The following is an 11,868-nucleotide window of genomic DNA, read 5'->3' on the forward strand; positions in this document are numbered from 1 at the left end:
GTCCGGGGGCTGGCCCCCGAAGCTGTCCGCAGGACTTTCGGGAAGGGGCGGGGAGGGGAAATGAACACCGGCGCGCCGCCTTCCGCCCGGAAGAACCCCACGGCATCCTGCACAGGCCCGCCGCAGGCGTGAACGGCTGGATGAACGCCTCGTTGATCGTTCATTGATCGTTTGTTTCGCCGCGCCCGGCACGATGGCGCTCATGATCGGCAAGTCCACCACTCAGACCCCGTACGCCGGGGTGTCCGACGACCGTCCCAGCTGGCTCGATCTCGCGCTGTGCGCCCAGACCGGGTCGGCGTTCTTCTTCCCCGAGCCGGGCAGCTCCGTGCGCGAGGCCAAGCAGATCTGCCTGGCCTGCGAGGGGCGCGCCGCCTGTCTCGAGTACGCCCTCGCCAACGACGAACGGTTCGGTGTCTGGGGCGGCCTGTCCGAGAAGGAGCGCGACCGCCTCAGAAAGGGCCCGGCCCGCAAGTCGGCCGACCGCGCCTGAGCCCGGCCCCGTACGGCGGTGCACCGCGAAACGACTGAGGGCTGTCCGCCCGCCGAATCGGCGGGCGGACAGCCCTCAGCGCGTGGGTGAGTCCCGACGGTCTCTCGGGCCGGTCAGCGTCCGCGTGCCGCGATACGCGCCTTGCGCGCCGCCAGCTTCTCGTCGAACTTGGCCGCCTCGGCGTCGAGCCCGCCCATGTACAGGCCGAGCTCCTCCTGCGCCTTCACGCCCTCGGGGCCGAGCCCGTCGATCTCCAGGACCTTCAGGTGGCGGAGCACCGGCTGCAGCACGTCGTCGTGGTGGATGCGCATGTTGTAGATCTCGCCGATCGCCATCTGCGCCGCGGCCCGCTCGAAGCCGGGCATGCCGTGGCCGGGCATGCGGAAGTTGACGACGACGTCGCGCACGGCCTGCATGGTCAGATCGGGGGCGATCTCGAAGGCCGACTTCAGCAGGTTCCGGTAGAAGACCATGTGCAGGTTCTCGTCGGTCGCGATGCGCGCCAGCATCCGGTCGCAGATCGGGTCGCCCGACTGGTGTCCGGTGTTGCGGTGCGAGATGCGGGTGGCCAGCTCCTGGAACGCGACGTACGCGACGGAGTGCAGCATCGAGTGCCGGTTGTCGGACTCGAAGCCCTCGCTCATGTGGGCCATCCGGAACTGCTCCAGCTTGACCGGGTCGACGGCGCGCGAGGCGAGCAGGTAGTCGCGCATGACGATGCCGTGCCTGCCCTCCTCGGCCGTCCAGCGGTGCACCCAGGTGCCCCACGCGCCGTCGCGGCCGAAGAGGCTCGCGATCTCGTGGTGGTAGCTGGGCAGGTTGTCCTCGGTGAGGAGATTGACCACGAGGGCGGTCTTGCCGATGTCGGTGACCTTGGACTGGCCGGGCTCCCACTCCTCGCCGTCTTCGAAGAACTCCGGGAAGTTGCGCCCGTCGCCCCACGGCACGTAGTCGTGCGGCATCCAGTCCTTGGCGACCTTGAGGTGGCGGTTCAGCTCCGTCTCCACGACCTCTTCGAGGGCGTAAAGCAGCCGGGCATCGGTCCAGGTGTCCGGGCTGCCGAGGTGGGGAGAGGCGATCGTCACGGGGGCTCCTGCGGGGACGGAGGTGCTGTGCTCTTGCTGCGGCTTACCTACGGGGACGTAGCCTACGAGACCGTAGGTTACGAAACCGTAGGTTAAGAGGCAGGTAAAGGGCCAGCCCCACCAGGGTGGGCGCGTGACTGATATAGCCCCTATGTCCCGTATCTGAACAGAGAATTTGTGGCTATCCGTACAGATTGCGCAGTCGGACCGAGAGGCATGTCACGCAGCCCTCGAGCTTCTCGAACTCGCTGATGTCGACCAGTACGGGCGTGTAGCCGAGGTCCGCGAGCAGTTCCGCCGACTTCGGGGCGCTCGCCGCCATCAGGAGCCTGTCGCCGCCGAGCAGCACCACATGGGCGCCCGACTCCTCCGGCACCGGCAGGAAGGACCCGAACAGCGACGGGGTGTCCACAAGGGACGGATGCCCGATCACCGTGCCGTCCGGCAGCGCCGTGACCGCCGACTTCAGGTGCAGCGCGGACGAGACCGGCACCGCGACGACCCGCGCCCCGAGCGGCTCGAACGCCGCCCGCAACTGCCGCACCCCGGCGGCGTTCGTGCGGCCGCCCCGCCCCACGTAGAGGGTGTCGCCGATCTTCAGGACGTCCCCGCCGTCCAGCGCGCCGGGCTCCCGCACCCGGTTCACGGAGGCGCCCAGCCCGGTCACGGCCTGCTCGACGGCGGCCGTCTCGGGACGCCGTGACTCGGCGCCGGGGCGGGCGATCAGGGCGACGTTGCGGAACATCACCACGGAGTCCTCGACGAAGACCGCGTCCGGGCAGTCGTCCGCCGGGTCCACCTCGACCGTCTCCCAGCCGTGCGCCCGCAGCGCCTCCCCGTACGCCTCCCACTGCGCGAGCGCCAGCGGTACGTCGACCGGGGTGCGCTCCACGTGCGTGACGAGGCCCTCGGCCAGACGCGGGCCGGGGCGGCGGATCAGGGCCTTCTTGCTTGGCACGGGGGTGACTCCTTGCTGGTGGTTCGGTTGTGGCGCCATGATGCAAGGTCGCGGGGCATACCGGAACCCCTGTTCCGGTGCCTCGTGCCCTCCCCGGCGTGGAGTGCCCCGCCAGGGGCGCGGGGAACTGCGTGACCAGCCCACGACCGGCGGTTGCGGCCGATGGCGCGAGCCCGGCAGACGCGTCTGCCTGCTTGTGGCTTCGCTGCCGGGTGCGGCTCAGTGGGGGCTGGTCGCGCCCCGCGGCGGAGCCGCAAATGTCACAGCCCCGCGCCCCTGGATTCGCCCTCCGGGCTCATCTCAGGCGCGCACCTCGCGGCGCAGATGCTCTGCCGTGAACGAGCCCTCCGCGCGCAGGAGTTGGGCCGGTGTGCCCTCGAAGACGACGCGGCCGCCGTGCTTGCCGCCGTCCGGGCCGAGGTCGACGACCCAGTCGGCGCGCCGCACCACGTCCAGGTTGTGCTCGACCACCAGGACCGTGTTGCCGTCGTCGACCAGCCGGTCGAGCAGCGCGACCAGGCCGTCCACGTCCGCCATGTGCAGCCCGGTCGTCGGCTCGTCCAGGACGTACACCGCGCCCGTGCGGTGCAGCTGGGTGGCCAGCTTGATGCGCTGCCGCTCGCCGCCGGAGAGCGTGCCCAGGGGCTGGCCCAGGGTGAGATACGTGAGGCCGACGTCGCGCAGGGCGCGCAGGCGGCGGCTCACGCCCTTGTCGGTGCCGCCGTCGAAGGGCGCGAAGAAGTCGAGCGCGTCGTCCGCCGTCATCTCCAGGACGTCCACCACGGACCGTCCGGCCAGCGTCAGCCGCCGCACCTCGTCCTTGAACCGCCGGCCCTCGCACGCCTCACACGTCGTCGTCACCGGGTCCATGAACGCCAGATCGCTGTAGATCACTCCGCGCCCCTGGCAACTCTCGCAGGCGCCCCGGGAGTTGAAGCTGAAGAGCCCCGGCTCGCTGCCCGTCTCGCGCGCGAACAGCTTGCGTACGGTGTCCATGATCCCGAGGTACGTGGCCGGGGTGGACCGCGCCGAGATCCCGATGGACGACTGGTCCACGACCACCGCCTCCGGATACGCCGCCGTGAACGCCCCCGACACCAGGCTCGACTTCCCGGACCCCGCGACCCCCGTGACCGCCGTGAGCACCCCGGCCGGGAAGGCCACCGTCACGTCGTCCAGGTTGTGCAACGAGGCGTCCCTGACCCAGAGCCGACCGGTCGGTCTGCGAGGGTTCTTCTTGACGTCCGGGTGGCGGTGCAGACAGCGGCCGGTGAGCGTCCCGGAGTCGCGAAGGCCGGCCACCGTCCCCTCGTACACGACCTGCCCGCCGCCCGTGCCCGCGCCGGGACCCATGTCGACCACGTGGTCGGCGACGGCGATGACGTCCGGGTCGTGCTCGACGACCAGGACCGTGTTGCCCTTGTCGCGCAGCCTTAGCAGCAGGTCGTTCAGGCGGCCCACGTCGCGCGGGTGCAGGCCGACGCTCGGCTCGTCGAAGATGTACGTCATGCCCGTGAGGCTCGACCCCAAATGCCGGACCATCTTGAGGCGTTGGCCCTCGCCGCCGGAGAGCGTGGGCGTCGGCCTGTCCAAGCTGAGGTAGCCGAGCCCGATCGCCTCGATGCGTTCCAGGGCGGTGACGGCGGCCCCGGCGATGGGACCGGCCACCGGGTCGTCGATCCGGGCCAGCACCGGGATCAGGTCGCCGACCTCCATCGCGGCGACGTCGGCGATGTTCAGGCCGTCGATCCGGGAGGCCAGCGCGGCCTCGTTGAGGCGCGCCCCCGAACAGTGCGGGCAGACGCCCTCGCTGAGGAAGTCCTGCACCAGGTCGCGGGTCTTCTGGCTGAGCGCCGACAGATCCCGCTTCAGGTAGAGCCGCTCGAACCTGTCCGCGAGCCCCTCGTAGTCGTTCTCGACCTCGAAGGTGGAGCCCTTCACCCATACCCGCCCGCCGCGCCCGCGCAGGAGGAACTCCCGCTCCTCGGCGTTGAATTCACCCACGGGCTTGTGCGCGTCGAGATCCTGGCTGTTCACGTACGTCTGCCCGTGGAAGGTGCCCACGCGGAACGGCGGGAAGAGGACCGCGCCGTCCGCGAGGGACTTCGACTCGTCCAGGATGCGCCCGTAGTCGGGCCGGACCGTGCGGCCCAGGCCGTCGCACTCGGGGCACATCCCGGACGGGTCGTTGAAGGAGTACGCCGTCGCCGGGCCCGCGCTCGGCGTCCCGTACCGCGAGAACAGCACCCTGACCACCGAGTACACGTCCGTCATGGTGCCGACGGTGGACCGGGAGTGGCCGCCGATCGGCTTCTGGTCGACGACGATCGCGGGCGCGAGATCCTCCAGGCCGTCCGCGTGCGGCCGCTCGTACTTGGGCAGCCGGTTGCGGACGAACCACGTGAAGGTCTCGTTGAGCTGGCGCTGCGACTCGACGGCGATGGTGTCGAAGACGATCGACGACTTCCCCGATCCGGACACCCCGGTGAAGACCGTGAGCAGGCCTTTCGGGATGCGCAGATCGACGTCCTTGAGGTTGTTCTCGCGGGCTCCGGTGATCACGATGTGCTCGGGCATGTAGGGCATGCCCCTGACGCTACGAGCCATACCCGACAGCTTCTGTCTGGATTCTCACCGGAGCCGCGCGGTGACTCACCGTGCCGCCATCAGCTCCCGCACCTCCTCCTCGGTCGTGTTGCGCAGCTCGCCGTCGAGCAGCAGCCAGCGGGTGACCCCGATCGACTCCAGGAATGCCAGGTCGTGGGCGGCCACGATCAGCGCGCCCTCGTACGACTCCAGGGCGGAGGTGAGCTGCCGGACGCTGGCCATGTCGAGGTTGTTCGTCGGCTCGTCCAGCATCAGCAGCTGCGGCGCGGGCTCGGCGAGGAGCAGCGCCGCGAGGGCCGCGCGGAACCGCTCACCGCCGGAGAGCGTGCCCGCCTCCTGGTCGGCCTTCGCGCCCTTGAACAGGAAGCGGGCGAGGCGCGCCCGGATCCGGTTGTTGGTGGCGTCGGGGGCGGCCCGCGCGACGTTCTCGGCGACGCTCAGCGTGTCGTCCAGGACGTCGAGCCGCTGCGGCAGGAACCGCAGCGGGACGTGCGTCTCCACCTCGCCCCCGACCGGGTCGAGCTGTCCGGCGACGGTGCGCAGGAGCGTGGTCTTGCCTGCGCCGTTGCGGCCGACGAGCGCGATCCGCTCGGGCCCGCGCAGGTCGAACTCGCCCTTGACCTCGGCCCCGTAACGGAGCGTCAGCCCGCGCAGCGTGAGGACCTGGCGTCCCGGCGGCACCGCGGTGAAGGGCAGGTCGACGCGGATCTCGTCGTCGTCCCGCACCGCCTCCACGGCCTCGTCGAGCCGTTCCTTGGCCTCGCTGAGCTTCTCCTCGTGCATGATGCGGTGCTTGCCCGCGGAGACCTGGGCCTCCCGCTTGCGCGCGTTCATCACGATCTTCGGCTCGCGCTTCTGCGCGTACATCTTGTTGCCGTACCGGACCCGGCGGGCCAACTTCATATGGGCGTCGGAGAGTTCCCGCTTCTGCCGCTTCAGGTCGCTCTCGGCGACGCGCACCATGCGCTCCGCCGCCTCCTGCTCGACCGCGAGGGCCTCCTCGTAGGCGCTGAAGTTGCCGCCGTACCAGGTGACTTCACCTCCTCTGAGGTCGGCGATCTGGTCGACCAGATCGAGGAGTTCACGGTCGTGGCTGACCACGACGAGCACGCCCGACCAGGCCTGGACGGCGGCGTAGAGCCGCTGCCGGGCGAACAGGTCGAGGTTGTTCGTCGGCTCGTCGAGCAGCAGTACGTCCGGCCGGCGAAGGAGCAGCGCGGCCAGCCTGAGCAGCACGGACTCGCCGCCGGACACCTCGCCGATGGTGCGGTCGAGGCCGATGTGGCCGAGCCCGAGCTGGTCGAGCGTGGCGATCGCGCGCTCCTCGACGTCCCAGTCGTCGCCGACGGCGGTGAAGTGCTCCTCGGCCGCGTCGCCCGCCTCGATGGCGTGCAGGGCGGCGCGTGTCGCGGCGATGCCGAGCACGGCGTCGACCCGCAGGCCGGTGTCGAGGGTGACGTTCTGCGGCAGGTAGCCGACTTCGCCGCTGACGCGGACGGTGCCGTCGGCCGGGGTGAGCTCTCCCGCGATCAGCTTCAACAGGGTTGATTTTCCTGACCCGTTGACCCCGATGAGGCCGGTGCGTCCGGGGCCGAAGGCGACCTGGAGGTCTTCGAAGACCTCGGTGCCGTCGGCCCAGTTGAAGCGGAGCGAGGTGCAGGCGATGGATGTGGGGTGGGTAGACATGGTGGGCGGCCTCCGGCGCGCTTGAAGTGACAGGGCAGCGCGTGGGGACACGGGGGGGGTGCGACGGGGGAGCCCGACAGGGGCGGCCCCTGGCGGGGCGGCAGCAGGAAACAGGAAACAGGAAACAGAAAAACCCTGCTGCGCGGGGGACGGCTCACCGTCGGAGGTCGCACCAGGCGTACACAGGAGGAATCACTGTGCTACGCGGTGTCCCAGGACCTCAGACGAGCAACGTCCTACTCCGATCGACGACAACAAGGCTCGTACAGCGTAAGGGGGCAGTGGTTCGGGCGTCAACGCCTTTTCGGCGCCGTCCGGATCAGCAGGCGTCGCGCAGCAGCTCGGCCAGGTCGCCGTCCACGTCCAGGTGCAGATGCTCGCGCCCCGCCGGTACGACGGCGCCTGCCCGCCGGAGGAAGCGGCGGAGTTCGCCGGTGCGCACATGCACGATCGCCGTGCCCTCGGGCGCGTGGAACTCCAGGACGGTCCGGTCGTAGCCGTACGGCCGCACCCGCACGTCCCCGTCGCCCGCGGCCTGGTCCACTCCGGCCGCGAGCAGCTCGCGGGCGAACGTCCAGGACACGTCGATGCCCTCCAGGGTGGCGGGCGCGGGGAACGCCATGCGCACGGCGTACGGATCGCGCACGTCGTACCGCAGGGTCGCCGGGATGCTTGGCATGCGCGGCACGGACGCGATGAGGCGGGCCTCTACGGCTTGCTCGATGACGGTGGACAACGCCTGCTCCCTCGACGACTGCCGGGCGGGATGGACCCGGGCACTGGGGAAGACGGTGGAACGACGAAATCCGTGCACACGACTCCTGGTGACGTGCGTCACCGACCGACGTTCGGCACCGGCGCCCCGGGCGGGGCTCTGAACGGCCAGGGACGTACGGGGGGCGTGGCTGCGGGGTGGGCGGCCGACTCGAACGGCACGGTGCCGCGCACGGGCGTGGCGGGCGCAGCCGGACGCCCGCCACGCTTGGTGTCGTACAGCCGCAGCACGGTGCTCGCGGTCGGCGCGGCCCGCGTCGACGTCACCGCGGACGCGGGCCGCGGCTGGCTCACCGTGGTCGACTGCGCGCCGGGCCGCGGCTCCTTGGGCTTGGGTGTGCAGGGGCTCATTCCCCGCCTGGAGAGCCCGCGCGCGTAGCGCTGTTGCGTCTGGAGGGCAGCTGCTGCTTGTGCGCGGCGAGTTCGGGTGCCGTCTTGGTCGCGATGAACTCGGTCACGCGGTACTCGCAGACCCCGGCCGTGCTGAACGGGTCGGCGGCGGCGATCTTCTCGACGGCGGCCCGGTCCTCGCCGACGGCGATGATCACGCCGCCGTCCCGCGGGTTCTTCCGCCCGGACGCGAGGAACGTGCCGTCGGCGAAGTGCCGGTCGAGCCATTCGACGTGGGCGTCCAGGTGGGGCTCCACGGACTCGATCGGGGCGGTGTAGGTCAACTCCAGTACGAACATGACGGCGAGACTATCCGGGCGCCGCCCGCCGTCAGTAATGGACCCGCGCCCCCACCGCCCGGTGGTCGGAGTAGTCCAGGTCGCGGTTGTCCCCGTCGTCGGAGAGCGCCTCGTCGGCCAGGTCGCCCTCGTCGAACGTGGGCACCACGGCGTCCGTCGTACGGGGCAGGGTGTCGCCGGGGCCCCGGGCGAGGAGGTAGTCGACGCGGCGGTGGGACCGGGTGAGCAGCGTCCAGCGGTCCTTGCGGCAGGCGGCCGGGTCCGCGGTGGTCTCGCAGTCGGCGTACACCGCGTCGCGGAAGCCGAGGGTGCTGCCGGCCAGGTCGCCGTTGGCCATCGCATACCACTCGCGCCAGCCGGTGCCCTCGCGGTCGTGGGCGTTGGTGTCGCCGCCCGCGATGTAGAGGTCCGTCGCGCCGTACTGCGGGTGGCTGTCGTAGCCGTCCTCGGTCAGCTCGTTCGACAGCTCCACGGCGTTCTCGTCGGCACACTCCTCGCCGCCGTGGGCCATCGTCGGCCAGTGGAAGGAGGCGGCCGTGACCGTACGGCCCGAGACGCGGTCCCGCAGCAGCGCCTTGACGCCCTTCGTCCGGGGCTGGTCGTTGTTCACACACGCCCCGTCGACGTGGTTCTGCGCCTGCCAACGGTTGTCCGGCGACTGGGACTTGACCAGGGAGAACCGGTCGGTGCGCCAGATCACCGCGTTGGTCTGCCGCTTCTTGAAGGCGTTGCAGTCGCCGCCGGTGGTCGGCTCGGGGTCGTTCTCCGCGAGCACCCCGGCGAACTTCTCCCCGAAGTGCTCCTCCATCCGCTGCAGCAGCAGGTCCAGCTGGGCCCGGTTGTTGAGCTGCTGCACCAGGTAGAGGTCGGGCTTCAGCTCCCGCGTACGCATGTAGTACATGAGGTCGTGCCAGTCGCCCGCGCACTCGGCGGGCGGCTGCTCGTCCGAGGTGGGCAGGTTCTCCACGTTGGCGTCGTACACCTGGAGGAAGCCGGGGTCGGTGTTGGGCCGGGCCTCGGCTGCGACCTGCGCTCCCGCGACCCCGGGGGCCAGGGCGGGCGCGGTGAGCGCTGTGACGAGCGCGGCGGCGACGGCAAGGAGCCTCGACCTGCCGGTCAGGAGCCGGGTTCTGACGGTTCGTGAGGATTTCGGCGTCTGCATGGCGCGATGGTAGGAGCGCGGGGAGCCGGAGGGACGGACTTTCGGGCAGGCCCGAAACAGGCCCCCGAAACAAGCCCCCGACAAGCCCCCGAAACAGGCCCCCGAAACAAGCCCCCGACAAGCCCCCGAAGCAGGCCCCCGAAACAGGTCCGCGACAGGCCCGGAGCACACGGGAACCCGGTCCGCGTACGCTCGCAGCACCATGACGACCGTACGCATCCCCGCCGACTGGCCCACCACCGAAGCGCAGGCACGCGCCGTCCAGGACGAGTTGCGCACCCGAGTCGAGCTGAGCGAACCCGGACCGGCACCCGGTACCGGCACGGTCACCGGGGTGGATGTGGCGTACGACGACGAGCGGGACGTGGTCGTCGCGGCCGCGGTCGTCCTCGACGGGGCGAGCCTGGAGGTCGTCGAGGAGGCGACCGCGGTGGGCAGGGTCAGCTTCCCGTACGTGCCGGGGCTGCTCGCCTTCCGCGAACTCCCGGCCGTCCTTGCCGCGTTGGAGGGCCTGACCGCCGCGCCGGGCCTGGTCGTCTGCGACGGGTACGGGCGCGCCCACCCGCGGCGCTTCGGCCTCGCCAGCCACCTGGGCGTGCTCACCGGCCTGCCGACGATCGGCGTCGCCAAGAACCCGTTCACGTTCACGTACGAGGAGCCGGGCGCCCGGCGTGGCAGCACCTCGCCGCTCGTCGACGTGGAGGCGGGCGGCGAGGAGGTGGGGTGTGCCGTGCGGACGCGGGACGGGGTGAAGCCGGTGTTCGTCTCGGTCGGCCACCGGGTGGCGCTGGGGACGGCGGTCGCGCACGTCCTTCAGCTCGCGCCGCGGTATCGCTTGCCGGAGTCGACGCGGCTCGCCGATGCCTTGTGCAGGCGGGCGCTGCGGGAGGCTGCGGGCTGAGGCCTGCCTTTCCCCTCCCCGCCCCTTCCCGAAAGTCTTGCCAGACGGGCCTCCTCAATCGCCGGAGTGGCTCAATTTTGAGCCCCTCCGGCGATTGAGGAGCGGGGGTCCGGGGGCGGAGCCTCCGAAGCGCCGCAGGCTTTCGGGAAGGGGCGGGGAGGGGATCAAAGCCAGCCCGTGTGGCCCGGAACCGGACTCACCCCCCGCGCGCCACCCGGAACCTGATCCCCGCCCCCTGCAACCGCTCCCGCAACGCGTCCCCCATCGCCACGGCAGTGGTGACCTGGCCCGATGTCGAGGGGAGCTCGTCGAAGGCGAGGCAGAGCGCGGACTCGGCGAACATCTTCGCCGTGTCGCCGTAGCCCGGGTCCCCGCCGGAGACCTCCGTGTAGACGCGCCGCCCACCGCCGTCGCCCACGAACCGCACCGAGAACCAGCTCTTCGCGCGCCGCTCCTCGCTCGGCCCCTCGCCCGGCTTGACCCGGTCCGACAACCAGCGCCGCGCGGCGGGCAGTTGGGCCGCACCGGCCACGGCGCCCAGCGCGGCGACCCCGCCGAGCGCCACCGGAAGGTGCTTCACGGCGGCGTAGTGCCGGTACCGGAAGTCGGGCCCGTACCGTTCCAGGGCGCGCGCCGAGCGCTGCACGATCTGCGGGTCGACCGTCGGCAACGGCAGCGCCCAGGCGTCGAGTTCCTTCGCGTACCGGGGCGCGCTCAGGGGCGCGTCCACGCGGCGGCCGGTCAGGCGCGGCTCGTGCCGGCGGCGGTCCCGCGCGGCCGCCGCCATCTGCCGACCACGGGAGAACGCGGTGAGCGCGGAGGCCAGCGTTCCGCCGGAGAACGTGGCGTTGGTGCGCACGAAGCCGTCCACCCGCAGCGGTACCCCCTCGGGCAGCTGCTGCACGGTGAAGAGGGCGCCCAGATCGTGCGGTACGGAGTCGAAGCCGCAGGCGTGCACGAGGCGCGCCCCGGTCTCACGCGCGCGTGCGTCGTGCCGCACGTAGGTGAGGTCGATGAACTCCGGCTCGCCCGTGAGGTCCACATAGTCGGTGCCCGCGTCGGCGCAGGCCGCGACGAGCTCCTGCCCGTACATGATGTACGGCCCGACCGTGGTGGCCACCACGCGCGCGTGGCGCACGATCTCGCGGAGCGAGGCCGAGTCGTCGGCGTCGGCCCGCAGCAGCGGCAGCTCGGCGAGGTCCGCGTCGATCCCGGCGAGCCGCTCGCGCAGCTGCTCCAGCTTGGCGGTGCTGCGCCCGGCGAGCGCCCAGCGCAGCCCCTTGGGCCCGTGCGTCGCGAGGTACTCGGCTATCAGTACGCCCACGAACCCCGTCGCGCCGAACAGCACGATGTCGTACGGGCGCTCCGCGCGGTCCGTGTGGTGCTCGCCGGGCGCTGCGGTCCTGTCGTCCTGCTCGTTGCCTGTGCTCATGACACCCCTCGGTCGTGCCCGCGCCGTTGTCGGTGGCCGAGGCTAGCGTGGGCGTGAAGTGGTCGTCCGAGCACCCCGGAG

Annotated in this window: 11 protein-coding genes; 3 read left to right on the forward strand and 8 right to left on the reverse strand. The window is 71.4% G+C overall.

The genetic code is table 11. The annotated features are described in order from the left end of the window. Positions 1 to 202: 202 nt before the first annotated feature. On the forward strand, positions 203 to 493 hold the full coding sequence (locus tag QIT00_RS19135; protein WP_282536515.1) for a WhiB family transcriptional regulator: 291 nt from the start codon (positions 203 to 205) through the stop codon (positions 491 to 493). A gap of 113 nt (positions 494 to 606) precedes the next feature. Here QIT00_RS19135 and QIT00_RS19140 read toward each other — a convergent pair whose 3' ends face one another. The 5 genes from QIT00_RS19140 to ssgD all read right to left on the reverse strand — a co-directional run bounded on the left by QIT00_RS19140 (position 607) and on the right by ssgD (position 7,565). After that, a complete protein-coding gene (locus QIT00_RS19140; protein WP_282536516.1) occupies positions 607 to 1,578 on the reverse strand; it encodes an acyl-ACP desaturase in 972 nt (323 codons plus the stop codon). A 181-nt stretch (positions 1,579 to 1,759) separates the two neighbouring features. After that, positions 1,760 to 2,536 (reverse strand): dimethylargininase, encoded by a 777-nt coding sequence (gene ddaH, locus QIT00_RS19145; RefSeq protein WP_282536517.1) that lies wholly within the window; start codon positions 2,534 to 2,536, stop codon positions 1,760 to 1,762. Positions 2,537 to 2,836: 300 nt separating this feature from the next. Continuing rightward, positions 2,837 to 5,113 carry an excinuclease ABC subunit UvrA gene (locus QIT00_RS19150; protein WP_282536604.1) on the reverse strand — a complete coding sequence of 759 codons (2,277 nt, stop codon included), beginning with the start codon at positions 5,111 to 5,113 and terminating at the stop codon, positions 2,837 to 2,839. 75 nt (positions 5,114 to 5,188) lie between these two features. Continuing rightward, positions 5,189 to 6,829 (reverse strand): ABC-F family ATP-binding cassette domain-containing protein, encoded by a 1,641-nt coding sequence (locus QIT00_RS19155; protein WP_282536518.1) that lies wholly within the window; start codon positions 6,827 to 6,829, stop codon positions 5,189 to 5,191. Between the two features lie 319 nt (positions 6,830 to 7,148). Further along, positions 7,149 to 7,565 (reverse strand): spore wall synthesis regulator SsgD, encoded by a 417-nt coding sequence (ssgD, locus tag QIT00_RS19160; protein WP_282536519.1) that lies wholly within the window; start codon positions 7,563 to 7,565, stop codon positions 7,149 to 7,151. A gap of 165 nt (positions 7,566 to 7,730) precedes the next feature. Between ssgD and QIT00_RS19165 the strand changes: the two genes are divergently transcribed. Continuing rightward, positions 7,731 to 7,982: a hypothetical protein gene (locus QIT00_RS19165; RefSeq protein ID WP_282536520.1), complete on the forward strand. Its 252-nt coding sequence runs from the start codon at positions 7,731 to 7,733 to the stop codon at positions 7,980 to 7,982. On the opposite strand, the gene QIT00_RS19170 is transcribed toward QIT00_RS19165, so the two are convergent. Both QIT00_RS19170 and QIT00_RS19175 read right to left on the reverse strand, forming a co-directional pair. Then, complete coding sequence (locus tag QIT00_RS19170) at positions 7,951 to 8,292, reverse strand: YciI family protein (RefSeq protein ID WP_282536521.1); 342 nt, start codon at positions 8,290 to 8,292, stop codon at positions 7,951 to 7,953. The two genes, QIT00_RS19165 and QIT00_RS19170, sit on opposite strands and share 32 nt — an antisense overlap. Before the next feature lie 31 nt (positions 8,293 to 8,323). Continuing rightward, the gene (locus tag QIT00_RS19175; protein ID WP_282536522.1) at positions 8,324 to 9,454 is read right to left on the reverse strand and encodes a hypothetical protein; all 1,131 of its coding nucleotides are present in this window, start codon (positions 9,452 to 9,454) and stop codon (positions 8,324 to 8,326) included. 202 nt (positions 9,455 to 9,656) lie between these two features. Here QIT00_RS19175 and QIT00_RS19180 point away from each other — a divergent pair, with 202 nt between their 5' ends. Continuing rightward, entirely contained in the window at positions 9,657 to 10,355 is a 699-nt protein-coding gene (locus QIT00_RS19180; RefSeq protein ID WP_282536523.1) for an endonuclease V, read from the forward strand. Between the two features lie 196 nt (positions 10,356 to 10,551). Here the strand turns inward: QIT00_RS19180 and QIT00_RS19185 are convergent, their stop codons facing one another. Beyond that, complete coding sequence (locus QIT00_RS19185; protein ID WP_282536524.1) at positions 10,552 to 11,787, reverse strand: saccharopine dehydrogenase family protein; 1,236 nt, start codon at positions 11,785 to 11,787, stop codon at positions 10,552 to 10,554. Positions 11,788 to 11,868 lie beyond the last annotated feature (81 nt).

Source organism: Streptomyces luteolus (genome assembly GCF_029968015.1).
Classification (GTDB): Bacteria; Actinomycetota; Actinomycetes; order Streptomycetales; family Streptomycetaceae; genus Streptomyces; species Streptomyces luteolus.